This window comes from Pseudomonas ogarae (genome assembly GCF_014268695.2).
GTDB classification, from domain to species: Bacteria; Pseudomonadota; Gammaproteobacteria; order Pseudomonadales; family Pseudomonadaceae; genus Aquipseudomonas; species Aquipseudomonas kilonensis.
On record NZ_CP077086.1, the window covers coordinates 449379 to 474619 of the forward strand.

Consider the following 25241-nt stretch of genomic DNA (forward strand, 5'->3'; position numbering starts at 1 on the left):
CAAGCTTTGCTCCCACAGGGACCGGCGGTGGGCACTGATCTTATAAACGACCAAAAACCTGTGTGCGAGCTTGCTCGCGATAGCGGTGGTTCAGTCACATGGATGCTGGGCTTGCCGGCCTCTTCGCGAGCAAGCCCGCTCCCACAGGGAAAACGCAGTCCCTCCAAGAACCAGGTCGGCTACTAGGCCGCCTCGCGGTGGACGTTGATCTCGGGCGCCCCGTTAACCACGCTGGCCGAACGCAGGCATTGCGCAGTGGGGACCTCGGCATGGATGCCGAGGTAGCCGCGCTGGGCCATGGATGGCCCTTCGCGGCGGCCCACGGAGCAATGCCGGAGTGAGGGCACACCGAGCCTAGGCGAGGTGCCAAGTGGTGGGGCAGAAGCGTTTTGCTTACTTTTGCGCTTCTCAAAAGTGAGCCGCCGTCAGGGCGGAACCCTAAGTGGCCGTTACCGCAGAAACGGATATACACCCCCCTCTAAAAGTAAGGTCCTAGGAGATTTCCTTCGAGTTGTGGCGAACTTGGTGAACTTGTCCGGCGTCAGCCTCGTGGCTAGTCTGGGTTTGTCACCGAAAAAACGGTGACACGGACGTGCAAGTCCGAAGAAACTGTTTAGGATGCGACGCTACATCGCTCAGGGGCTTTCTTCTGCCCACTGGCTTTATGGCGGCTGCACGCAGGAGATCCTTGGATCTGCTGGGTGTCCTAAACAGGCCCGGTCTTGCACACCTGCGTACGGCCGCCACCCTAATTCGCGTGCAAGCGAACGGTGACGGTTCCCAACTAATTACTGTTTAGGGTATTTCTCATGTTCAAGGTCACACCAAATCCGCCAGGAAGCCCTGGCAACGCCTCTGACAAATCCTCGAAATCCAAAAAACTCGACGAAGCCGCCGAACGCGTCCTCGACTACTACCTCAACCCCAAACCCACCGATGAAGCCTCGGGAAAAACCCAAACCGCCCAACTCTTCATGGTCTCCCCGGACATCGACACCGAAACCCTCCTGGCCAATGCCTCCGAAGACTTGCTGTCCATCAGCGCCATCGCCGCCGACCTGGCTGACGACGTCGATGGCTCACGCCGCAGTGTGATCCTGGCGATCAGCCGAATGGCCGATGGGGTGCATTTGTTGGTAGAGCGGGCGATGGATCGGCTTGAAGCGCAAGCATCAGTCTGAAAGACCGGTGGTGAATTGAAGACCGCTTTCGCGAGCAGGCTCGCTCCCACACTGGATCTGTGTCGAACCGAAATATCGAGATCAACACCAATCAACTGTGGGAGCGAGCTTGCTCGCGATGAGGGCCGTCCCGACACCGATGAAACCAGGCCTAGATCAACCCCTTCTCATCATCATCGATCAACCGGCTCAACCCACCCAAGGCTTCCCGGGCCTGGTTGCGGTCCATCAGCTTGGCCTGGGCCGCCGGTGGCAGGTCGGTGACGCGGATGACGCCTTTGCTGGTCAGCACCTGGATCAAGTCATCGAGTACCCGGATCATCTCCAGGTCGCTTTGCTTGAGCTGCTTGAGGCTGTTTTCCACCGCCTGGTTGGCGAACCAGTCCTGGATCTCGTGGTTGTCGGCCGGCAAGGTTTCGGTGGCCTCGGCGTAAGCGGTGGCTTCTACGCGCACCAGCAGGCCTTGTGCATCGCGTTGCACATAAAACATCGGGCATCCCTCATGTATGAAGCGGCGTCATGCTGGGCAGCATAGGCCAACTGTGGGGGAGTATGAACACTTATCCCGTGGCGAGGGAGCTTGCTCCCGCCGGGGCGCGAAGCGGCCCTGTTTTTTAGGGCTGCTGCGCAGCCCAGCGGGAGCAAGCTCCCTCGCCACGGGTGTCAGGTTCAGCTGTTGTTGTGATCGACCTTGATGGTCGGGTCGCTGCCGGCGATCAACGAGTTCAGGTTCACGTTCGACCAGTTGTTGCCTTCGAGCTTGATCGTCACGTCCGGCGTCGCGGAGCCGCCGTTGGCCGCATTGAACTGGCCGGAAGTGCTGACCTGCAGTGACGACACGCCATCGACCGTGCTGATTTTCAGGAAGTGGTCGATGGTGCTGCCGGTTTCGCCCTGCAACAGATCCCGCAGGTCGATCCGGTCACCTTCGCTGGCCTTGAAGTCCTTGATCACGTCGGTGCCGGTGTCGCCGGACTTCCAGACAAAGGTATCGCCGCCCAGGCCACCGATCAGGGTGTCATTGCCCTGGCCGCCGATCAGTGTGTCGTTACCCGTGCCACCGAGCAGGATGTCATTGCCCTTGCCACCGTTGAGCGTGTCATTGCCGCCCTGGCCGAAAATGATGTCGTTGCCGGCACCGCCCAGCAGGGTGTCATTGCCATCGTGGGCACCGGACACATCGAACGCGGTGTAGTGCTCGGTGATGTACTGGTGCACGTTGCTGGTGGTGACCTTGCTGACGTCCACGCCGCTCTGTTGGGCGACGAAGGCCTGGATGGCCTGGTAGCCCTCGCCAGCAACGCCGTTGAAGCTCACCAGGTCGCCGAACAGGATGTCGTTGCCGTCGCCGCCGTTGACCGTATCGGAGCCCGGCAGGGTCGCTTCGGTGTGGCCGATGATCGAGTTGGCCAGGTTGTTCGGGTCGATGTTGGTCTGTGGTGTCGAGTCCGAATCGTAGGGCTTGAGGTCGTTCAGGGTCACATCGCTGTTCAGGCCGATGGCTTCGACGGTGCTCAAGCCTTTGAGCAGTGTGAAGCTGTCGGTCGAGCCCGTCGCCGAATCGACATAGTTCCAGTAATCGCCATAACCGGTGCCGCCCTGGTTCGACAATTCAAAGGTGCCATTGCCCTCGGCGTGAACCGTGCCGACATAACTGTCGTTCCAGTTCTTTCCGATTTTAGTCGACAGGTACATCTGGCCGTTTTCGTAGATGGTGTACTTGTGCGTGCCGTCGATCGTCTGGGTGTAGTACTTACCGACGGTGTAATTGGATGCGCTCAGTACGTCATCGAGTTTGACGCTGCCGTACAGCGTTGGGTTGGGCTGTTCGCCGGTCTGGTAGTAAGTCGGCTTACCGTCGGTAATGAAATACGTCAGGTTCTTCGCCCCGGTATTGTTCAGGGCGTCGGTACTCTTGAAGAAGTTCGCCGTGGTCTTGAACACGTCTTCGTAGTTGGTACCGCCACCGGACACCATCGAGTCGAGCACACCCTTGAGCAGGGTCAAGGCGTCCGGGTTGTTGAGGTTGACCGAGATCGACTTGTTCACCTGGCTATCGAAGTCTGCCAGGAAAATATTCACCGTCCCGGAGTTGCTGCCCAGGCTCTGCTTGAGGGTGTTGAACACCGAGGTCAGCGAGGCCTTGGCCGCGGCGATGGACGAGTCGCTCATGCTGCCAGAGCTGTCGACCATGAAGGCGATGTTGTAGTTGACCCCCGGCACCACGGTCAGCCCGCCGATGTCGGCGACCACGATGTCGTTGCCGTCGGTGCCGTTGACGTTGTCACTGCCCGACGTGGCGGTGATAGCGTTGTAGGTCGCCGGGTACACGGTGACCGGTATCTGCGCCGTACTCGTTGCCGAGCCGCCGAGGGCTTCGGTGGAGGTCGACGTCACGGTCAGGTTGAAGTGGCCGTTGTAGTAGGTCGGCGGGGTCAGGGTCAGGCTGCCCAGGTTCCAGCCGGTGACCGAGGCTTCGCCGTTGCTGCCCACGGTCGCGGTATGGCCCGCGCCGTCGCTCAGCACACTCCCTTCCGGCATGCCGCCAATCTTCACGCTCAGGCTTTCGGAGCCGTCGGTGTCGGTCAGGGCGGTGGTGATCTTCGACAGATGCACGCTGGTGCCTTCGGCGCCTTCGTTGAGCTTGAAGCCGTCGTAGTAGCCTTCGCCGTTGGTGCCGTGCAGGTCGGAGACGGTCACGCCAGAATTTGCCAGGTCGGTCACGCCGGTATAGAGCGGCACGCCGGCACTGCTCAGGTCGACCGGTGTGCTGCCGTTGACCGACAGGTTCACGTCATAGCTGCCCGGGCCGGTCTGGTTGTGGTGGTAGATGTCCAGGGTGTAGTAGCCGCTGGTGGTCGGAGTGAACGAACCGTTCAACTGGCCGCCCGCACCCCACGTGGTTGCCGCGGCGGTTTTACCGCCGATGGTGACCAGCAGGCTGTCATCGCCCGTGCCGCTGAAGGTGTAGGTCTTGCCGGCTTCGAGGAAAATCAGGCCCGAGGTTTTCGATGCAGTGCCCGGGTTGACGTTGCTGTCCGATTGCACGTTGGTCACGTTGGTGCTGCTGTTCGGCGTGCCAGCGGCGTCGATCACCGACTTGAGCGTGCCGGACGGCGCGCCGCTGCCATCGGTGCCCAGGCCCGACAGACCGGTCCAGACTTCCTTGATCAGACCGGTGGAGGTCACGTTGTTGCCGGCCACGTTGAGGTTTGGTGCGTCGGCGACTGGCGTGATGTCGATCTTCACGGTGCCGGTATTGCCCAGCGTCTGACCGTCGGTTGGCTGGAAGCTGATTTGCGCGTAATCGGCCTTTTGATCGCCCACGCCGGCCGGGTTGCCGTTGGCACCGGATTCGTTGGCATCGGGGGTAAAACGCAGCTTGCCGGCGTCGATGTCAGCCTTGGTGAAGGTCTGGTTATTGGCCACGTCCTTCCAGGTTGCGCCGTCCAGGTACTGCAACTTGCCGTCGCTCGGCAGCCCGGTGATTTTGACACCCTGGCTGGCGGCGGCGCTGTCCACGTCGCTGATGCCGAACGTCGACCAGCCGAGGACCAGTGAGGTGTCTTCGGTACCGGTCACCGCGCCACCGGTGGCCACTGGCGCATCGTTGACCCCGACCACGTTCACGGTGGTGGTGGCGGTGTTGGAGTAGCTCGCGCCGTCGGTTACCGTCACGGTGATGATGCGCGGTACGGTGCTCGGATCTTCGCTGTTGTTGATGAAGCTGATGTTCTTGATCTGCTGCATGTAGTCGGCCAGCGTCGCGTTGCCCGACAGCGTCAGGACGACTTTGCCGTCGGTGCTGTTGGCGTTGATGCTGATGCCGTTGACGCTGTTGCCCAGGTTCAGCGCATCGCCAGGCTGACGGTTGGTCAGCACGATGGTCGCGCCGGTCAGCATGGTGCTGTCCGGGTCAGTGATGCTCAGGTCGGTGTCGGCGATGGACACGCCCGGGCCGGTGGTGCCTTCGGTGAAGGTCACCTGGTAATCGGCGCCGGTCTTGCCGCTGGAGTTGTTGGCGTCCAGGTCGAGTGCCGGTGGCGCATCGTTGTCGATGATCGAGGTGCTGACGCTGCCGTTGGTGCCGCTGACCGCCAGGTGCTCGAAGTTGCCACCGGTGGCCGAGTCGATCTTGACCACGAAGTTTTCGGTGCCCTCGGTGATTTTGTCGTCCAGCGTTGCCACGTTGAAGGTGGCGCTGGTGGCGTTGGCCGGGATCTTCACGGTGTAGACACCGGTGAAGTCCGTGCCATCGGCGGCGGTGCCGCTGTAGACGATCTTGAGCGTCACTTCGGTTTGTGCCGGGTTCGTCAGGCTGACGGTATAGGTGGCCGCCTGGCCTTCGGTGACCGACGTGCTGCCGGTGATGCTGACGGTGGTGTTATCGACAGTGTCGCCCACGGCCGTCGACGCGCCGGTCTTATCGACAGCGATGGCTTCGAGGTTACCGCCGGAGGCCGATTTGATGGTCTCGGTGACGGACGGCGCGCCGGTGTAGACGTCGTTGCCGACGGCTACGTCCAACACGCCCGAGCTTGCACCGGCGGCGATGGTGATGGTTTTGCCGCTGTCCAGGGTCACGGTGACCGGACCGTTCTGCGCGGTGACGGGGTTGCCGTTGGCATCGGTCAGGGTCGCGGTGTAGGTGATGGTGCCGTTTTCATTCACGGTCGGTGTGGCGGTCAACGTCACGGTGGTGGTGTCGTTGACATCGCTGACGACGGTGCTGACCGGAGCGGTGTTCGGGGCGATGGCTTCGAGGTTGCCGCCGGATGCATCTTTGATCGATTCGGTGACGGTGGTTGGGCCTTGGTAGACGTCGTTGCCGACGGCTACGTCCAATACACCCGAGCTTGCACCGGCGGCGATGGTGATGGTTTTGCCGCTGTCGAGGGTTACGGTAACCGGACCGTTCTGCGCAGTGACCGGGTTGCCGTTGGCGTCGGTCAGCGTGGCGGTGTAAGTGATGGTGCCGTTTTCGTTCACGGTCGGTGTCGCGGTCAAGGTCACCGTGGTGGTGTCGTTGACGTCGCTGACGATGGTGCTGACCGGCGCGGTGTTCGGTGCGATGGCTTCAAGGTTGCCACCAGTGGCGGTACTGATGCTTTCGGTGACGGTGGTCGGACCTTGGTAGACGTCGTTGCCGACGGCCACGTCCAATACGCCCGAGCTCGCGCCCGCGGCGATGGTGATGGTTTTACCGCTGTCCAAGGTCACGGTAACCGGACCGTTCTGCGCAGTGACCGGGTTGCCGTTGGCATCGGTCAGGGTGGCGGTGTAGGTGATGGTGCCGTTTTCATTCACGGTCGGCGTAGCAGTCAGCGTTACGGTGGTGGTGTCGTTGACATCACTAACGACGGTGCTGACCGGAGCGGTGTTAGGCGCGATGGCTTCAAGGTTGCCACCAGTGGCGGTACTGATGCTTTCGGTGACGGTGGTCGGACCTTGGTAAACATCGTTACCCACAGCGACATCGAGCACGCCCGAGCTTGCGCCGGCCGCGATGGTGATGGTTTTGCCGCTGTCGAGGGTGACGGTGACCGGACCGTTCTGCGCGGTGACGGGTTTGCCGTCGGCACCGGTCAGGGTGGCGGTGTAGGTGATGGTGCCGTTTTCATTCACGGTCGGCGTGGCGGTCAGTGTCACCGTGGTGGTGTCATTGACGTCGCTAACGATGGTGCTGACCGGCGCGGTGTTTGGGGCGATGGCCTCGAGGTTGCCACCGGATGCCGAGGCAATCGACTCGGTCACGGTGGTTGGGCCTTGGTAGACGTCATTGCCAACCGCTACGTCCAACACGCCCGAGCTTGCGCCTGCCGCGATGGTGATGGTCTTGCCGCTGTCCAAAGTTACGGTGACCGGACCGCTCTGTGCCGTGACGGGTTTGCCGTCGGCGCCGGTCAGAGTCGCGGTGTAAGTGATGGTGCCGTTTTCGTTCACGGTCGGTGTAGCGGTCAAGGTCACGGTGGTGGTGTCGTTGACGTCGCTGACGACGGTGCTGACCGGAGCGGTGTTAGGCGCGATGGCTTCAAGGTTGCCACCAGTGGCGGTACTGATGCTTTCGGTGACGGTGGTCGGACCTTGGTAAACATCGTTGCCAACCGCGACATCCAATACACCCGAGCTTGCGCCCGCGGCGATGGTGATGGTCTTGCCGCTGTCGAGCGTGACAGTGACCGGACCATTCTGCGCGGTGACCGGGTTGCCGTTGGCATCAGTCAGCGTGGCGGTGTAGGTGATGGTGCCGTTTTCGTTCACGGTCGGTGTGGCGGTCAACGTTACGGTAGTGGTGTCGTTGACATCGCTGACGATGGTGCTGACTGGAGTCGTGTTTGGTGCGATGGCTTCCAGATTGCCGCCGGATGCCGAAGCAATCGACTCGGTGACAGTCGTAGGCCCCTGGTAAACGTCGTTGCCGACAGCCACGTCCAACACGCCCGAGCTTGCGCCCGCAGCGATGGTGATGGTTTTACCGCTGTCCAAGGTCACGGTCACCGGACCGTTCTGCGCGGTGACCGGGTTGCCGTTGGCATCGGTCAGCGTGGCGGTGTAGGTGATGGTGCCGTTTTCGTTCACAGTCGGTGTCGCGGTCAACGTCACGGTAGTGGTGTCGTTGACATCGCTGACGATGGTGCTGACCGGAGTCGTGTTCGGTGCGATGGCTTCCAGGTTGCCGCCGGATGCCGAAGCAATCGACTCAGTCACCGTGGTAGGGCCTTGGTACACGTCATTACCAACGGCCACGTCCAACACGCCCGAGCTTGCGCCCGCGGCGATAGTGATGGTTTTACCGCTATCGAGCGTGACGGTAACCGGACCATTCTGCGCGGTGACCGGTTTGCCGTCGGCACCGGTCAGGGTGGCGGTGTAGGTGATGGTGCCGTTTTCATTCACGGTCGGCGTGGCGGTCAGTGTCACCGTGGTGGTGTCATTGACGTCGCTAACGATGGTGCTGACCGGCGCGGTGTTTGGGGCGATGGCCTCGAGGTTGCCACCGGATGCCGAGGCAATCGACTCGGTCACGGTGGTTGGGCCTTGGTAGACGTCATTGCCAACCGCTACGTCCAACACGCCCGAGCTTGCGCCTGCCGCGATGGTGATGGTCTTGCCGCTGTCCAAAGTTACGGTGACCGGACCGCTCTGTGCCGTGACGGGTTTGCCGTCGGCGCCGGTCAGAGTCGCGGTGTAAGTGATGGTGCCGTTTTCGTTCACGGTCGGTGTAGCGGTCAAGGTCACGGTGGTGGTGTCGTTGACGTCGCTGACGACGGTGCTGACCGGAGCGGTGTTCGGGGCGATGGCTTCGAGGTTGCCGCCGGATGCATCTTTGATCGATTCGGTGACGGTGGTTGGGCCTTGGTAGACGTCGTTGCCGACGGCTACGTCCAATACACCCGAGCTTGCACCGGCGGCGATGGTGATGGTTTTGCCGCTGTCGAGGGTTACGGTAACCGGACCGTTCTGCGCAGTGACCGGGTTGCCGTTGGCGTCGGTCAGCGTGGCGGTGTAAGTGATGGTGCCGTTTTCGTTCACTGTCGGTGTGGCAGTGAGCGTCACGGTGGTGGTGTCGTTGACATCGCTGACGATGGTGCTGACTGGCGCCGTGTTTGGCGCGATGGCTTCCAGATTACCGCCAGTGGCCGTGCTGATGCTTTCGGTGACGGTGGTCGGGCCTTGGTACACATCGTTGCCCACAGCAACATCGAGCACGCCCGAGCTTGCGCCCGCAGCGATGGTGATGGTCTTGCCGCTGTCCAGGGTCACGGTGACCGGACCGTTCTGCGCGGTGACGGGGTTGCCGTTGGCATCGGTCAGCGTGGCGGTGTAAGTGATGGTGCCGTTTTCGTTCACAGTCGGTGTCGCGGTCAAGGTCACCGTGGTGGTGTCGTTGACGTCGCTGACGATGGTGCTGACCGGCGCGGTGTTCGGTGCGATGGCTTCCAGGTTGCCGCCGGAGGCAGTACTGATGCTTTCGGTGACGGTGGTCGGACCTTGGTAAACATCGTTGCCAACCGCGACATCCAATACACCCGAGCTTGCGCCCGCGGCGATGGTGATGGTCTTGCCGCTGTCGAGCGTGACAGTGACCGGACCATTTTGCGCGGTGACTGGGTTGCCATTGGCATCGGTCAGCGTCGCGGTGTAAGTGATGGTGCCGTTTTCGTTCACTGTCGGTGTGGCAGTGAGCGTCACGGTGGTGGTGTCGTTGACATCGCTGACGATGGTGCTGACTGGCGCCGTGTTCGGTGCGATGGCTTCCAGATTACCGCCGGTGGCAGTACTGATGCTTTCGGTGACGGTGGTTGGGCCTTGGTAGACGTCGTTGCCGACGGCTACGTCCAATACACCCGAGCTTGCGCCCGCGGCGATGGTGATGGTCTTGCCGCTGTCCAGGGTTACGGTGACCGGGCCGTTCTGCGCGGTGACCGGGTTGCCGTTGGCGTCGGTCAGCGTGGCGGTGTAGGTGATGGTGCCGTTTTCGTTCACGGTCGGAGTAGCAGTCAACGTCACGGTGGTGGTGTCGTTGACGTCGCTGATGATGGTGCTGACCGGAGCGGTGTTTGGCGCGATGGCTTCGAGGTTGCCGCCGGATGCCGAGGCAATCGACTCAGTCACCGTCGTCGGACCTTGATACACGTCGTTGCCGACGGCTACGTCCAATACACCCGAGCTTGCGCCCGCCGCGATGGTGATGGTTTTGCCGCTGTCCAGAGTCACGGTGACTGGACCGTTTTGCGCGGTGACCGGGTTGCCGTTGGCATCAGTCAGCGTGGCGGTGTAAGTGATGGTGCCGTTTTCATTCACGGTCGGAGTAGCAGTCAACGTCACGGTGGTGGTGTCGTTGACGTCGCTGACGATGGTGCTGACCGGAGTCGTGTTCGGTGCGATGGCTTCCAGGTTACCGCCGGATGCCGAAGCAATCGACTCAGTCACCGTGGTTGGGCCTTGGTACACGTCATTACCAACGGCCACGTCCAACACGCCCGAGCTCGCGCCCGCGGCGATGGTGATCGTTTTGCCGCTGTCCAGGGTCACAGTGACCGGACCATTTTGCGCGGTGACCGGGTTGCCATTGGCATCGGTCAGCGTCGCGGTGTAAGTGATGGTGCCGTTTTCGTTCACGGTCGGCGTGGCGGTCAAGGTCACCGAGGTGGTGTCGTTGACATCGCTGACGATGGTGCTGACCGGAGCGGTGTTTGGGGCGATGGCTTCCAGGTTGCCGCCGGATGCCGAGGCAATCGACTCGGTCACGGTGGTTGGGCCTTGATAGACGTCATTGCCGACAGCCACGTCCAATACGCCCGAGCTTGCGCCCGCGGCGATGGTGATGGTTTTACCGCTGTCGAGCGTGACGGTGACTGGACCGTTCTGCGCGGTGACCGGGTTGCCATTGGCGTCGGTCAGGGTCGCGGTGTAGGTGATGGTGCCGTTTTCGTTCACGGTCGGTGTGGCGGTCAAGGTCACGGTGGTGGTGTCGTTGACATCACTGACGATGGTGCTGACCGGAGTCGTGTTCGGCGCGATGGCTTCCAGGTTGCCACCCGTGGCGGTACTGATGCTTTCGGTGACGGTGGTCGGACCTTGGTAGACGTCGTTGCCGACGGCTACGTCCAATACACCCGAGCTTGCGCCCGCAGCGATGGTGATGGTTTTGCCGCTGTCCAGAGTCACGGTGACTGGACCGTTTTGCGCAGTGACCGGGTTGCCGTTGGCATCGGTCAGGGTGGCGGTGTAAGTGATCGTGCCGTTTTCGTTCACGGTTGGCGTGGCGGTCAACGTCACGGTAGTGGTGTCATTGACGTCGCTGACGATGGTGCTGGCCGGCGCGGTGTTTGGCGCGATGGCTTCCAGATTACCGCCAGTGGCCGTGCTGATGCTTTCGCTGATGGTCGTTGGACCTTGGTACACGTCATTGCCGACCGCGACATCCAATACGCCCGAGCTTGCGCCAGCGGCGATGGTGATGGTTTTGCCGCTGTCCAGGGTCACAGTGACCGGACCGTTCTGCGCGGTGACCGGATTGCCGTTGGCATCGGTCAGGGTCGCGGTGTAGGTGATGGTGCCGTTTTCGTTCACGGTTGGCGTGGCGGTCAACGTCACGGTAGTGGTGTCATTGACGTCGCTGACGATGGTGCTGGCCGGCGCGGTGTTTGGCGCGATGGCTTCCAGATTACCGCCAGTGGCCGTGCTGATGCTTTCGCTGATGGTCGTTGGGCCTTGGTACACGTCATTACCAACGGCCACGTCCAACACGCCCGAGCTCGCGCCCGCGGCAATGGTGATGGTCTTGCCGCTGTCCAAAGTCACGGTAACCGGACCATTTTGCGCGGCGACCGGGTTGCCATTGGCATCGGTCAGCGTGGCGGTGTAAGTGATGGTGCCGTTTTCGTTCACGGTCGGTGTGGCGGTCAACGTTACGGTAGTAGTGTCGTTGACGTCGCTGACGATGGTGCTGACTGGCGCCGTGTTCGGAGCGATGGCTTCCAGATTGCCGCCGGATGCCGAAGCAATCGACTCAGTCACCGTCGTCGGACCTTGATACACGTCGTTGCCGACAGCCACGTCCAATACACCCGAGCTTGCGCCCGCAGCGATGGTAATGGTTTTGCCGCTGTCGAGCGTAACGGTGACTGGACCATTTTGCGCGGTGACCGGGTTGCCATTGGCGTCGGTCAGGGTCGCGGTGTAGGTGATGGTGCCGTTTTCGTTCACGGTCGGCGTAGCGGTCAAGGTCACCGAGGTGGTGTCGTTGACGTCGCTGACCACGGTGCTGACTGGAGTCGTATTTGGAGCAATGGCTTCCAGGTTACCGCCCGTGGCGGTACTGATGCTTTCGGTGACGGTGGTCGGACCTTGGTACACATCGTTGCCAACCGCGACATCCAATACACCCGAGCTCGCGCCTGCGGCGATGGTGATGGTTTTACCGCTGTCCAGGGTCACGGTAACCGGACCGTTCTGCGCAGTGACCGGGTTGCCGTTGGCATCGGTCAGGGTGGCGGTGTAGGTGATGGTGCCGTTTTCGTTCACGGTCGGTGTGGCGGTCAAGGTCACCGTGGTGGTGTCGTTGACGTCGCTGACGATGGTGCTGACCGGAGCGGTGTTCGGGGCGATGGCTTCGAGGTTGCCACCCGATGCCGAAGCAATCGACTCAGTCACCGTCGTTGGCCCTTGGTACACATCATTGCCGACGGCTACATCCAACACACCCGAGCTTGCGCCGGCTGCGATGGTGATCGTTTTACCGCCGTCCAGGGTCACGGTCACCGGACCGTTCTGCGCGGTGACCGGGTTGCCATTGGCGTCGGTCAGCGTGGCGGTGTAAGTGATGGTGCCGTTTTCGTTCACGGTCGGTGTGGCGGTCAAGGTCACCGTGGTGGTGTCGTTGACGTCGCTGACGATGGTGCTGACCGGAGCGGTGTTCGGGGCGATGGCTTCGAGGTTGCCACCCGATGCCGAAGCAATCGACTCAGTCACCGTCGTTGGCCCTTGGTACACGTCGTTGCCGACCGCGACATCCAATACGCCCGAGCTTGCGCCCGCGGCGATGGTGATCGTTTTACCGCTGTCCAGGGTCACGGTCACCGGACCGTTCTGCGCGGTGACCGGATTGCCGTTGGCATCGGTCAGCGTGGCGGTGTAGGTGATGGTGCCGTTTTCGTTCACGGTCGGCGTCGCAGTCAACGTCACGGTGGTGGTGTCGTTGACGTCGCTGACGACAGTGCTGACCGGAGCGGTGTTCGGGGCGATGGCTTCCAGGTTACCGCCCGTGGCGGTACTGATGCTTTCGGTGACGGTGGTCGGGCCTTGGTACACGTCGTTGCCGACCGCGACATCCAATACGCCCGAGCTTGCGCCCGCAGCAATGGTGATGGTTTTGCCGCTGTCGAGCGTGACGGTGACTGGACCGTTCTGCGCGGTGACCGGATTGCCATTGGCATCGGTCAGCGTCGCGGTGTAAGTGATGGTGCCGTTTTCATTCACGGTCGGCGTCGCAGTCAACGTCACGGTGGTGGTGTCGTTGACGTCGCTGACGATGGTGCTGACCGGCGCGGTGTTCGGAGCGATGGCTTCCAGGTTACCGCCCGTGGCGGTACTGATGCTTTCGGTGACGGTGGTCGGACCTTGGTACACATCGTTGCCAACCGCGACATCCAATACACCCGAGCTTGCGCCCGCAGCGATGGTGATGGTTTTACCGCTGTCCAGGGTCACGGTAACCGGACCATTCTGCGCGGTGACCGGATTGCCGTTGGCATCGGTCAGGGTCGCGGTGTAGGTGATGGTGCCGTTTTCGTTCACGGTCGGCGTGGCGGTCAAGGTCACGGTAGTAGTGTCGTTGACGTCGCTGACGATGGTGCTGACCGGAGTCGTGTTCGGTGCGATGGCTTCCAGGTTACCGCCGGATGCCGAAGCAATCGACTCAGTCACCGTGGTTGGGCCTTGGTACACGTCATTACCAACGGCCACGTCCAACACGCCCGAGCTCGCGCCCGCGGCGATGGTGATGGTTTTGCCGCTGTCCAGAGTCACGGTGACCGGACCATTTTGCGCGGTGACTGGGTTGCCGTTGGCGTCGGTCAGGGTCGCGGTGTAAGTGATCGTGCCGTTTTCGTTCACGGTCGGTGTCGCGGTCAACGTCACCGTGGTGGTGTCTATCGAATCAGTAATCGTGGTAACCGCAGGCGCCGTGCTCGGCACCAGATTCTCAAAGTTACCGCCCGTCGCACCAGTAATGGTGGTGCTGACCGTACTGCCATTGTTGTAGACGTCATTGGCTGGCGTCTCGACGTTAACGGTGCCAGTAGTCTGGCCAGCAGCGATGGTGATGACCGAGCCGTTGCTCAAGGTCACGGTCACCGGAGTCTGGGCCGGGTTGGTCAGGGTGGCGGTGTAGGTGATCTGGCCGCCTTCGGTCACGGTGTTGCCCGCCGTCAGCGTGACGGTGGTGGTGTCGATGGTGTCGGTGATCTGGGTCACGGCCGGCGTGGTGGGTACGGTCACGGCAATGCCGGTACCGCCGGTGGTGCCAGTGACGGTCACACTGATCTGGCTTGGGTCGTTGTAGACCGTGTCATTCGGCGCGAGTGGAACGTTGACGCTACCGGTCAGCTGCCCCGCCGGGATCACGATGACCGCGCCGTTGGACAAGGTCACGGTCAGGTTGGTCTGCGGGGCCTGGGTCACGGTCGCGGTGTAGACCAGCACGCCGCCGGCTTCGGTCAGGGTTGGCGTGGCGCTCAGGGTCATCGTCGCATTGAGCACTGCGTTGGCGGTCGTATCGGCCGTGGTATCGCCACCCAGGATGTTGTCATCGGTGGCGGCAGCCGCAGCGAGACCTTCAGTTGGGAAACCGACAGTAGGGTCGACGCTACCAGCGGTGGCGTCCAGCACCACGAAGCTGTGGCCGCCACCGGCGGCACCCCCCGTGCCCGCGGCAGTGGCGCCGGCGGCGGTGGCTTCCAGGGCGGTCGTCGGGTCGACGCCCGCGGCGATGGCTTGCTGCAGCTCTTCTACCGACGGCGCGGCCTGGGCAGTGGCTTGTGCCAGGTCGGTGGAAGAGTCCGGGGCATTGGCGCTCCACTGGGTGTCGCGGCCCAGGTCCAGAGTGCGGCCATCGGCCAGATCCAATGTGACGGCGCCGGACGGGCCAGTGTCCAACTGGTCGCCCGTGTACAGGCGATCACCTTCAATGAGTACGCGTCGGATGCCTTCTGGGGATACGACGAAAACCTGACCAACAATGCTTTTGACAACGGCAATAACACTGCTCATTGAAGACTCTCCGGGTGCCACGCTCAGTAGACTTCCATGGACCCGGCAGCTTGTAGGCAGCAGCGGTCTGGACGTACATGTTCACAAAGTAAGGTTATTTGACGCTTTGCTATGTCAATATTTTGGCTGTGTTTTCTCGATTATTTTGTTTGTGCCAAACTATTGACCTTCTGCCGGCCATCCTAAACAATCGCCGAGGTAATGTCACATTGATATTTAAGCGGCGACCTGTTCTTTCAGTGCGTGTTCCAGCTCCTGTTTTGAACTTTCCGACATACGGTCATTCCGGTTGCCATCATCCGATGCAGCGCCACGTTTCGCTGTGATCCAAGACAAGTGTTTCAGGAAGAAATCCACCATGCGTCTGCACCTGTTCAAGGCTATACCCTTTGCCCTCGCCGCCAGTTTCGTACAAGCACAAACCTTGCCGCAGGCCATGCAACAGGCGCTGGATGTCCATCCTGAAATCCAGGCCGGCGTGAACAGCCGCTTCGCGGCGGATTACCAGCTCAAGGCGGCCAAGGGCGGCTACCTGCCTAGAGTGGACCTTGCAGCCGGATACGGCCGTGAAGGCACCGACAGCGTCACCACCCGGTCGGGCGGTACCAATCATTGGGAAACCCTGAACCGCAGCGAGTCGAGCCTGCGCCTGTCGCAAATGGTTTTTGACGGTTTTGCGACGTCCAGCGAAGTGGGGCGTCAACAAGCCACCGTCAATGCCCGTGCCTACTCGTTGCTGGACGCCTCCGAGCGTACCGGGTTGACGGTGGCGCAGGTCTACCTGGACGTGCTGACCCGTCGCGAGTTCGTGCGTCTGGCCGAGGAAAACCTCAAGAGCCACGAGCGCATCTTCGACCAGATCAAACTGCGCACTTCCCGTGGCGTGGGCAGCGGCGCCGACCTGGACCAGGCCGAAGCGCGCATGGCCCAGGCCCGCAACAACCTGATCACCGAACAAACCAACCTGGCCGATGCCGAGACCAACTACCTCAGCGCCGTCGGCCAACTGCCCGATCAACTGGAGCGTCCTGCCGATTTTCTGGCGTTGCTGCCGGCCAACCTGACCGAAGCCCGCGCCCAGATGCTGGAGAACAGCCCGGTGCTGCGTTCGGCCGAAGCCGACATCGCCGCGGCCGAGCAACAGTACGAAGCCGCCAAGTCGAGCTTCTACCCACGCTTCGACGCCGAGCTGGGCCGCACCGCCGACAACGACCTGGACGGCCAGAACGGCCACAACAATGAATGGCAAGCCATGCTGCGCATGCGTTTCAACCTGTATGCCGGCGGCAGCAACAAGGCGGACCTGGAATCCAAGTCATACCTGTCCAACCAGGCCCTGGATATCCGCAACAACGCGTTGCGCCAGCTCAATGAAGAACTGGGTCTGGCCTGGAACGCCTTGAACAATGCCAACGCCCAGGTGCCGATCGCCCAGCAATACGTAGACCGCAGCGCCAATGTGCGCACCGCCTACCAGAAGCAGTTCAGCCTCGGCGAGCGGACCCTGCTCGACTTGCTCGACAGCGAAAACGAGCTGTTCAGCGCTTCCCGACGTCTGGCGGAAATCAAGAACGTGCAGTTGTTCACCCAATACCGTATCAAGGCAACCATGGGCCAACTGTTGAAAAGCCAGGGTGTGGTCGCACCGTTGGCATCGGTTGTGCAGAACGACGTGAAACCCAAGGTCCAGTTGCCTGGGATGAATTGAGTTTTACCACCTGTTTTAATCAGTCAGAGTGCCGAGCGTGGAATCAGAAGTCAGTCCAGTTGAACTAGTTCATGACCCGCGCACGCTGCACGACGACCCGCTGCTGGACGGCTTGTTGGCGCTCTGCATGCTGCATCAGAAGCCGGCCAGTGCGGCAATGCTCACCACCGGCCTGCCGCTGCCCAAGCAACGGCTGAGCGTCGAATTATTGTCGCGCGCGGCGGCCCGCGCCGGTCTGCAAGGCCGGGTGCTGCAACGCAAGCTCGAGCAGATCCCGGCCATCGCCATGCCGGCGCTGTTGCTGCTCAAGGACGGCCGCAGCGCCGTGCTGCTGGGCTGGGTCGGCGATGACCAGGCGCGGCTGCTGCTCAGCGAAAGCGATGGTGGTGAAGTCACGGTCAGTCGTGACCTGCTGGCCGATGACTACAGCGGCAAGGTGTTCTTTGCCCAGCCGCAGCATAAATTTGACGTGAACCACGGCACGCTGATTCCCCGGGCGCGTTCGTGGTTTCGCGACACCCTCAAGCGGTCCCGCTGGTTGTATGCCGATGCTATCGCGGCAAGCCTGCTGATCAACATCATTGCCATGGCCGCGCCGCTGTTCGTGATGAACGTCTACGACCGCGTGGTGCCGAACCAGGCCGAAGCGACCCTGTGGGTGCTGGCTGTCGGCATCACTGGCGCCTATGTGTTCGACTTGATCCTGAAGATGCTGCGCAGCCTGTGCCTGGACCTGGCCGGCAAGAAAACCGACCTGATCATTTCGGCGACGCTGTTCGAGCGCATCGTCGGCATGGCCATGAAATACCGCCCGGCGCGGGTCGGCAGCTTTGCCCAGAACATCCATGAATTCCAGAGCCTGCGGGACTTCCTCGCCTCGCTGACCCTCACCAGCCTGATCGACCTGCCGTTCACCCTGCTGATCTTCGCGGTCATCGCGATCCTCGGCGGACACTTGGTGTGGATTCCAGTGCTGGCGTTCCCGATTGCCCTGCTGATCGGTTATGCGCTGCAGAAGCCTTTGGTGGCGACCATGGAGCGAACCATGGCCTTGGGCGCCGAGCGCCAATCCAGCCTGATCGAAACCCTGTCCGGCCTGGACGCGGTGAAGGTCAACAATGCCGAGAGCGAGCGCCAGTATCAGTGGGAGCAGACCATCGGCACCCTCAGTCGCCTCGAACTGCGGGTGAAGATGTTGTCTGGCCTGGCGATGAACATCACCTTGCTGATCCAGCAATTGGCCGGGGTGATCATGATCGTCTTCGGCGTTTACCAGATCATCGCTGGCAGCTTGAGCATGGGCGGGCTGATCGCCTGCTACATGCTCAGCGGTCGCGCCCTCAGCCCATTGGCGTCGTTGTCGGGTTTGCTGACCCGCTACCAGCAGGCGCGGGTGACCATGACCTCGGTCGACGAGATGATGGAGCTGCCCCAGGAGCGTAATTTCGACGAGCGCCCGCTGAGCCGCAAGGTCCTGCAGGGCGCCATTGAATGCCGCCAGTTGAATTTCACTTACCCGAACCAGCAGAACGCCGCGCTGAAGAACATCAACCTGGTGATCAAGCCGGGCGAGAAAATCGGCATCATTGGCCGCAGCGGCTCGGGCAAGAGTTCCCTGGCCAAGTTGCTGGTGGGGCTTTACCAACCCGATGACGGTGCCTTGCTGGTGGACGGTGTGGACATCCGCCAGATCGACGTCAGCGAGCTGCGTTACAACATAGGCTACGTGCCCCAGGACATCCAGCTGCTGGCCGGTACGCTGCGCGACAACCTGACTTCCGGCGCCCGGTACGTCGAAGATGAGCTGGTGCTCCAGGCCGCAGAACTGGCAGGCGTGCATGAGTTTGCCCGCCTGCATCCGCAAGGCTATGAACTGCAAGTCGGTGAGCGTGGACAGAACCTGTCCGGTGGTCAGCGCCAGAACGTCGCCCTGGCCCGCGCGCTGCTGCTCAACCCGCCCATCCTGTTGCTGGACGAACCCACCAGCGCCATGGACAACACCGGTGAAGAGCGCTTGAAACAGCGCCTGGCTGCCGTGGTGGAAAACAAGACTGTGCTGCTGGTGACGCACCGGGCCTCCTTGCTGTCGCTGGTGGACCGCCTGCTGGTGATCGACCGTGGACAGATCCTCGCCGACGGCCCGAAAGCCGCTGTCATGGAAGCGTTGAAGAAGGGGCAGATCAGTGTTGCTTAAATCCGGTTTAAAGGGCGCTGTGGGCCGCTATTTCAAAGGCTCCGACTCGCTGCACGGCCAACCGCTGCCCGAGGTCAACAAAGCCCTGATCGAGGATGCTCCCCGGGTGGTGCGCTTGACGATCTGGGGCATCATCGGTTTCTTTGTGTTCCTGATGTTGTGGGCCAACTTCGCCGTGATCGACGAAGTGACCAAGGGCGACGGCAAGGCGATTCCCTCGTCCAAGATCCAGAAAATCCAGAACCTGGAAGGCGGCATCGTCGCTGAGTTGTTCGTCACGGAAGGGCAGATCGTCGATGCCGGCGCGCCGTTGATTCGCCTGGATGACACCCGGTTTGTCTCCAATGTCGGCGAAACCGAGGCTGACCGCCAGTCCATGCTGTTGCGGGTCGAGCGCTTGAGTGCCGAGGTCGATGACCGGCCGCTGAACTTCCCGGCCGATGTGCTCAAGGCGGTGCCGGGCCAGGCAGCCAGCGAGGAGTCGCTGTACATCAGCCGCCGCCAGCAGTTGCACGATGAAATCGGCGGCTTGCAGGAGCAGTTGATCCAGCGCCAGCAGGAACTGCGCGAATTCGTGTCCAAGCAGGCGCAGTACCGCTCCGGCCTGGCGCTGCAACGCCAGGAAATCAACATGTCCGAGCCGTTGGTGGCCCAGGGCGCGGTATCGCCGGTGGAAGTGCTGCGGCTCAAGCGCGCCGAGGTCGAGACCCGTGGGCAACTGGACGCCACGACGCTGGCGATCCCGCGTGCCGAATCGGCGATCAAGGAAGTGCAGCGCAAGATCGACGAGACCCGCGGCAAGTTCCGCAGCGAAGCCCTGACCCAGCTCAACGAAGCTCGCACCGACTTGAACAAGGCCCAGGCCACCGGCAAAGCCCTGGAAGACCGGGTGAGCCGGACCCTGGTGACATCGCCCGTGCGTGGCATCGTCAACAAGTTGCTGGTGAACACCATCGGCGGCGTGATCCAGCCCGGCAGCGACCTGGTGGAAATCGTGCCGCTGGACGACACCATCCTGGTGGAAGCGAAAATCCGTCCCCAGGACATCGCCTTCCTGCACCCCGGCCAGGACGCCACGGTAAAATTCACCGCGTACGACTACACCATCTACGGAGGGATGAAAGCCAAGCTGGAACAGATCGGCGCCGACACCATCACCGATGAAGACAAGAAAACCACCTACTACATCATCAAGCTGCGCACCGAACGCAGCCACCTGGGCACTGATGACAAACCCCTGCTGATCATTCCGGGCATGGTGGCGTCGGTGGACATCATCACCGGCAAGAAAACCGTGCTCAGCTACCTGCTCAAGCCAATCATCAAGGCCCGGGCCGAGGCATTGCACGAGCGGTAGCACCCTGGCTACATTCCCATGTGTGGGAGCAAAGCTTGCTCGCGAAACAGGCGCCTCGGTTCCTGAAAGATCGCGTTGTCTTCATCGCGGGCAAGCCTTGCTCCCACAGCGGTGCGGTGCAAAACTCCAGGTCATATCGTTATTCGTTAACGGTATTTAAATTACTGTTCTTATACCTTTAAAGTCATCCCCCTGCGTACCTGCCGACCAATCGGCGCGCCGCACGACATAAACCAACACGGTAACGCCGTGAGTTTTGATCGATTGCGCGCCTGTTCAAGCGCGTCGTGCGTGGGAGTGATGTATGTCAGCCGTCTCTTATTCTCCAGATTCACCTATCGCGAACATTGCATCGCAGTCGTTCGACATCCGTCCGTTGCGCGATGCCGTAGGCGCCGAAATCGTCGGGCTGGACCTGTCCCGACCGATCAACGACCAGGATTTCGCCCGCATCCATCGCGCGCATCTGGACTATCACGTCGTGGTGTTCCGCGACCAACGCATCACCCCTGAACAACAGATCGCCTTCAGCCGCCGTTTTGGCGTGCTGCAGATCCATGTGCTCAAGCAGTTCCTGTTGGCCGGGCATCCGGAAATCCTCATCGTCTCCAACATCATCGAGAACGGCCAATCCATCGGCCTCGGCGATGCCGGCAAGTTCTGGCATTCGGACCTTTCGTATAAGGAACTGCCCAGCCTCGGCTCGATGCTTCACGCCCAGGAGCTGCCGAGCGAAGGCGGCGACACGTTGTTTGCCGACATGCACAAAGCCTGGGACGGTCTGCCCGAAACGCTGCGTAAAGCCGTGGAAGGCCGTTCGGCGGCGCATTCCTACACGGCGCGCTACAGCGAGACCAAATTCGAAGGCAACTGGCGCCCGACACTCACACCAGAGCAACTGGCCCAGGTTGCCGAAGTGGTGCATCCGATCGTGCGTACGCACCCGGAAAACGGGCGCAAGGCGTTGTTCATCAGCGAGGGGTTTACCACCCGCATCGTCGGTCTGCCGGAGGACGAAAGCAGAGCCATCCTGGCCGAGTTGTATGCCTACAGCGTGTTGCCGCAGAACATCTATCGCCATCAATGGCAGCCCCATGACCTGGTGTTCTGGGACAACCGCTCGTTGATCCACTTGGCCGCCGGTTGCCCGAGTCATCTGCGCCGCAAGCTGTATCGCACCACCATCCAGGGCGACGCCCCTTTCTGATCGGCTGCGCCTCGCGCAAAGAGCCCGGAGTATCACCATGTCCAAACGCATTGCTTTTGCACCGCTGGCCGCTGCCATCGGCCTGGGATTCAGTTTGCTGGCCGGCAGCCTGGTCACGCCGGCCAGCGCCCACGCCGAGGGCGAGATTCGTATCGCCGAACAGTTCGGTATTGTTTACTTGCTGCTGAACGTGGTCCGCGATCAACAATTGATCGAAAAATACGGCAAACAGGAGGGCATCGAGATCAAGGTCGATTGGACCCAGTTGTCCGGCGGCGCGGCGGTCAACGATGCGTTGCTGTCGGGCTCCATCGACATTGCCGGGGCCGGCGTCGGGCCGTTGTTGACGGTCTGGGACCGCACCCGTGGCAAGCAGAACGTCAAGGCCGTGGCCTCCCTGGGCAACTTTCCCTATTACCTGTTGAGCAACAACCCGAACGTCAAGACCATCGCCGACTTCACCGAGAAGGACCGCATCGCGGTGCCGGCGGTGGGTGTTTCGGTGCAGTCGCGTTTCCTGCAATACGCCGCTGCGAAACAGTGGGGCGACAAGGAATTCAACCGCCTCGACAAGTACACCCTGGCGGTTCCGCATCCGGACGCCACGGCCGCGTTGATTGCCGGCGGCACCGAATTGACCGGGCACTTTTCCAACCCGCCGTTCCAGGACCAGGCCCTGCAAAACCCCAACGTCCACGTGGTACTCAATTCCTATGACGTGCTCGGACCGAATTCACCCACGGTGCTGTTCGCCACCGAGAAATTCCGCGATGAAAACCCGAAAACCTACAAGGCATTCGTCGAGGCGCTGACCGAAGCGGCCGAGTTCGCCCAGAAGGACAGAGGTGCGGCGGTGGACACCTACCTGCGGGTAACCAAGGCCAAGATCGACCGGGCGACGTTGCTGAAGATCATCGACAACCCGCAGATCGAATTCACCGTCAGCCCAAAAAACACCTACCCGCTGGCGGAATTCCTCTACCGCGTCGGCGCCATCAAGAACAAGCCGGCGTCGTGGGAAGACTATTTCTTCCAGGACGCCAAACCGTTGCAGGGGAGCTGATTGTCATGAACGCGCTTTTGCAAGGCCACGCGGCCAGCAACCCCACCTCCACTGGCACGGCGTTGTTGTCGGTGGATAACGTCAGCCTGGAATACCGCACCCCGCAACGCGTGGTGCGCGCCACCCACGAGGTCAGTTTCGAAGTCGACCCGGCGGACCGTTTCGTATTGCTCGGCCCATCGGGCTGCGGCAAGTCCACCTTGCTCAAGGCCATTGGCGGCTTCATCACGCCGTGCGAAGGCGAGATTCGCTTGCAAGGCCAGACCGTCAACGCCCCGGGCCCGGACCGGATCGTGGTGTTCCAGGAGTTCGATCAACTGCCGCCCTGGAAAACCGTGAAGCAGAACGTGATGTTCGCGCTGCTGGCATCCGGCACGCTCAAACGTCGCGAGGCCGAGGAGCGGGCACTGCACTATCTCGACAAAGTCGGCCTGGCGGCGTTTGCCGATGCCTACCCCCATACCTTGTCCGGTGGGATGAAGGCCCGCGTTGCGATTGCCCGAGCGCTGGCGATGCAGCCGAAGATCCTGCTGATGGACGAGCCCTTTGCCGCCCTCGATGCCCTGACCCGACGCAAGATGCAGGAAGAGTTGCTGCTGCTTTGGGAGGAGGTGCGTTTCACGTTGTTGTTCGTCACTCACTCCATCGAAGAAGCGCTGGTGGTGGGTAATCGCATCCTGCTGCTGTCGCCGCACCCAGGAAGGGTACGGGCGGAAATCCACAGCCATCAATACGATCTGCACAGCCTCGGCGGCGTGGGGTTCCAGCACACGGCGCGGCGGATTCATCGGTTGCTGTTCGATGAAAACCAGTCGCCGGACACCGAGCGTGAGCTGGATTTCGCCGATATCCGTATCGCGTATTAAGGGGAGCGTTCCATGAGCCAGTTATCGCCTGCGCGCGAAGAATACGAAGTCCAATTACAACCCTTGACCCATGTGCCACTGGAGCGCGAGTTGCCCTTGGGCCAGCGCCTCTGGCAACAGGGTTGGCTGCGCAAAAGTCTGATCCTGTTGTTGCTGGCGCTGGTGTGGGAGGGTGTGGCCCGATACCAGAACAACGACCTGCTGCTGCCGAGCTTCCTGCAGACCGCCAGCGCGTTGTACGACGGTTTGCTCAGCGGCGAGCTGCTGGGCAAGGTGTGGATTTCCCTGGTAGTGCTGCTCAAGGGCTACCTGCTGGGGATCGTCCTGGCGTTTGGCTTGACCACACTGGCCGTGTCGACCCAGTTCGGTCGCGACTTGCTCAGCACCCTGACGTCGATGTTCAACCCGTTGCCGGCCATCGCCCTGTTGCCGTTGGCGCTGCTGTGGTTCGGCCTGGGGCAGAACAGCCTGATTTTCGTGCTGGTGCATTCGGTGCTGTGGGCACTGGCGTTGAACATGTATGCGGGTTTTCTCGGCGTGTCGGAAACGCTGCGCATGGCCGGGCGCAACTACGGGCTCAAGGGCCTGCGGTTTGTGTTGTTCATCCTGATCCCGGCGGCGCTGCCGTCGATCCTCGCCGGGCTGAAAATCGGCTGGGCCTTCGCCTGGCGCACTCTGATCGCCGCCGAACTGGTGTTCGGCGCCACCAGCGGCAAGGGTGGCCTGGGCTGGTACATCTTCCAGAACCGCAACGAGCTGTACACCGACAAGGTGTTTGCCGGGTTAGCGGTGGTGATTCTGATCGGGTTGCTGGTGGAGAACCTGGTGTTCGACAGTTTGGAGCGGGTGACGGTGAAGCGCTGGGGGATGCAGCGGTGAACCGTTCTGAAGTAATACGCCGAACCCGTGGCGAGGGAGCTTGCTCCCGCTCGGCTGCGCAGCAGTCGCAAAACCGGGCCATGCGGTTTGCCTGAAGGAATGCTGGGGGCCTGCTTCGCAGGCCAGCGGGAGCAAGCTCCCTCGCCACAGGGTTTTGGGTTGTCTGGGCTGACGTCATCGCGAGCAAGCTCGCTCCCACAGTTGATCGGCGTTGATCTCGATATTTCTGTTCGACACAGATCCAGTGTGGGAGCGAGCTTGCTCGCGATGGCAATCCTCAATTCACCACAGGCCTGTCAGCCAGCTGCTTGAACCTCCAGCCGATCCATCGCCCTTTCCACCAACAAATGCACCCCATCGGCCATCCGGCTGATTGCCAGGATGACGCTGCGGCGCGAACCGTCGACATCATCGGCCAGGTCGGCGGCGATGGCGCTGATGGACAGCAGGTCTTCGGAGGCATTGGCCAACAGGGTTTCGGTGTCGATGTCCGGGGCGACCATGAAGAGTTGGGATGCTTGGGTTTTACCCGAGGCTTCATCGGCCGGTTTGGGGTTGAGGTAGTAGTCGAGGGCGCGCTCGGCGGCTTCGTCGAGTTTTTTGGTTTTTGAGGACTTGTCGGAGTTGCCAGGGCTTCCTGGCGGATTCGGAGTTACCTTGAACATGTTTTGGCTTCCTATTCAATCAGAGCCGCCCTAGCTCGCTTGCACGCGATATAAGGGTGGCAGCTATGTGAGGGTGTGCAAGACCGAGTAGGAACCACCAAAAAAACCTCGGCAGACCCGAAGGTCTCCCCACACACAGCCGCCATAAAACACGGGCACGAATGCTCATTAAATGGCTGGTGGCATTATTTGGCGTTCTTTTACCCGGACTTGCACGTCCGTGTCACCGTTTTTTCAGTGACAAACCCAGACTAGCGGTGAGCCCAAAGGCGGACAAGTTCACCAACATCGCCACAACTTGAAGGAAATCTCCTAGGACGCTGCTGTACGAGCTGCACCAAACCC

General features: G+C 61.5%; 13 protein-coding genes. 8 read left to right on the plus strand and 5 right to left on the minus strand.

Going from position 1 to position 25241, the window contains the following annotated elements; all coding sequences use genetic code 11:
• Nucleotides 1-182 precede the first annotated feature (182 nt).
• On the minus strand, nucleotides 183-347 hold the full coding sequence (locus HU749_RS01950) for a hypothetical protein (RefSeq protein WP_153387482.1): 165 nt from the start codon (nucleotides 345-347) through the stop codon (nucleotides 183-185).
• 462 nt (nucleotides 348-809) lie between these two features.
• On the opposite strand from HU749_RS01950, the gene HU749_RS01955 reads away from it, so the two are divergent.
• A complete protein-coding gene (locus HU749_RS01955) occupies nucleotides 810-1181 on the plus strand; it encodes a DUF6124 family protein (RefSeq protein ID WP_053177555.1) in 372 nt (123 codons plus the stop codon).
• A gap of 151 nt (nucleotides 1182-1332) precedes the next feature.
• On the opposite strand, the gene HU749_RS01960 is transcribed toward HU749_RS01955, so the two are convergent.
• From HU749_RS01960 to HU749_RS01970, 3 genes are all read right to left on the minus strand, one after another.
• Nucleotides 1333-1671 carry a hypothetical protein gene (locus HU749_RS01960; protein WP_014335964.1) on the minus strand — a complete coding sequence of 113 codons (339 nt, stop codon included), beginning with the start codon at nucleotides 1669-1671 and terminating at the stop codon, nucleotides 1333-1335.
• A gap of 179 nt (nucleotides 1672-1850) precedes the next feature.
• A complete protein-coding gene (locus HU749_RS01965) occupies nucleotides 1851-14957 on the minus strand; it encodes a retention module-containing protein (RefSeq protein WP_217870560.1) in 13107 nt (4368 codons plus the stop codon).
• A 216-nt stretch (nucleotides 14958-15173) separates the two neighbouring features.
• Complete coding sequence (locus HU749_RS01970; protein WP_018613208.1) at nucleotides 15174-15317, minus strand: hypothetical protein; 144 nt, start codon at nucleotides 15315-15317, stop codon at nucleotides 15174-15176.
• Here HU749_RS01970 and HU749_RS01975 point away from each other — a divergent pair.
• The 7 genes from HU749_RS01975 (at nucleotide 15316) to HU749_RS02005 (ending at nucleotide 24231) form a co-directional block, all read left to right on the plus strand.
• Entirely contained in the window at nucleotides 15316-16665 is a 1350-nt protein-coding gene (locus HU749_RS01975; protein ID WP_079301424.1) for a TolC family outer membrane protein, read from the plus strand. The two genes, HU749_RS01970 and HU749_RS01975, sit on opposite strands and share 2 nt — an antisense overlap.
• Before the next feature lie 37 nt (nucleotides 16666-16702).
• A complete protein-coding gene (locus tag HU749_RS01980; protein WP_079301425.1) occupies nucleotides 16703-18859 on the plus strand; it encodes a type I secretion system permease/ATPase in 2157 nt (718 codons plus the stop codon).
• Nucleotides 18849-20216: an HlyD family type I secretion periplasmic adaptor subunit gene (locus HU749_RS01985; protein ID WP_079301426.1), complete on the plus strand. Its 1368-nt coding sequence runs from the start codon at nucleotides 18849-18851 to the stop codon at nucleotides 20214-20216. Before HU749_RS01980 ends, HU749_RS01985 begins: the two co-directional genes overlap by 11 nt.
• A 304-nt stretch (nucleotides 20217-20520) precedes the next feature.
• Complete coding sequence (locus HU749_RS01990) at nucleotides 20521-21423, plus strand: TauD/TfdA dioxygenase family protein (RefSeq protein ID WP_046065218.1); 903 nt, start codon at nucleotides 20521-20523, stop codon at nucleotides 21421-21423.
• 37 nt (nucleotides 21424-21460) lie between these two features.
• Nucleotides 21461-22486 carry an ABC transporter substrate-binding protein gene (locus HU749_RS01995; protein WP_186652538.1) on the plus strand — a complete coding sequence of 342 codons (1026 nt, stop codon included), beginning with the start codon at nucleotides 21461-21463 and terminating at the stop codon, nucleotides 22484-22486.
• 5 nt (nucleotides 22487-22491) lie between these two features.
• Nucleotides 22492-23352 carry an ABC transporter ATP-binding protein gene (locus tag HU749_RS02000; RefSeq protein WP_046065220.1) on the plus strand — a complete coding sequence of 287 codons (861 nt, stop codon included), beginning with the start codon at nucleotides 22492-22494 and terminating at the stop codon, nucleotides 23350-23352.
• A gap of 12 nt (nucleotides 23353-23364) precedes the next feature.
• Entirely contained in the window at nucleotides 23365-24231 is an 867-nt protein-coding gene (locus tag HU749_RS02005) for an ABC transporter permease (RefSeq protein WP_046065221.1), read from the plus strand.
• 296 nt (nucleotides 24232-24527) lie between these two features.
• Here HU749_RS02005 and HU749_RS02010 read toward each other — a convergent pair whose 3' ends face one another.
• A complete protein-coding gene (locus HU749_RS02010; protein WP_186652539.1) occupies nucleotides 24528-24896 on the minus strand; it encodes a DUF6124 family protein in 369 nt (122 codons plus the stop codon).
• Nucleotides 24897-25241: the final 345 nt, after the last annotated feature.

Excerpts from the sequence above, each read along its gene's own strand:
- HU749_RS01955 (WP_053177555.1), top strand. The coding sequence starts at position 810 with ATGTTCAAGGTCACACCAAATCCGCCAGGAAGCCCTGGCAACGCCTCT.
- HU749_RS01960 (WP_014335964.1), bottom strand. The coding sequence starts at position 1,671 with ATGTTTTATGTGCAACGCGATGCACAAGGCCTGCTGGTGCGCGTAGAA.
- HU749_RS01965 (WP_217870560.1), bottom strand. The coding sequence starts at position 14,957 with ATGAGCAGTGTTATTGCCGTTGTCAAAAGCATTGTTGGTCAGGTTTTC.
- HU749_RS01975 (WP_079301424.1), top strand. The coding sequence starts at position 15,316 with ATGCGTCTGCACCTGTTCAAGGCTATACCCTTTGCCCTCGCCGCCAGT.
- HU749_RS01970 (WP_018613208.1), bottom strand. The coding sequence starts at position 15,317 with ATGGTGGATTTCTTCCTGAAACACTTGTCTTGGATCACAGCGAAACGT.
- HU749_RS01990 (WP_046065218.1), top strand. The coding sequence starts at position 20,521 with ATGTCAGCCGTCTCTTATTCTCCAGATTCACCTATCGCGAACATTGCA.
- HU749_RS01995 (WP_186652538.1), top strand. The coding sequence starts at position 21,461 with ATGTCCAAACGCATTGCTTTTGCACCGCTGGCCGCTGCCATCGGCCTG.
- HU749_RS02000 (WP_046065220.1), top strand. The coding sequence starts at position 22,492 with ATGAACGCGCTTTTGCAAGGCCACGCGGCCAGCAACCCCACCTCCACT.
- HU749_RS02005 (WP_046065221.1), top strand. The coding sequence starts at position 23,365 with ATGAGCCAGTTATCGCCTGCGCGCGAAGAATACGAAGTCCAATTACAA.
- HU749_RS02010 (WP_186652539.1), bottom strand. The coding sequence starts at position 24,896 with ATGTTCAAGGTAACTCCGAATCCGCCAGGAAGCCCTGGCAACTCCGAC.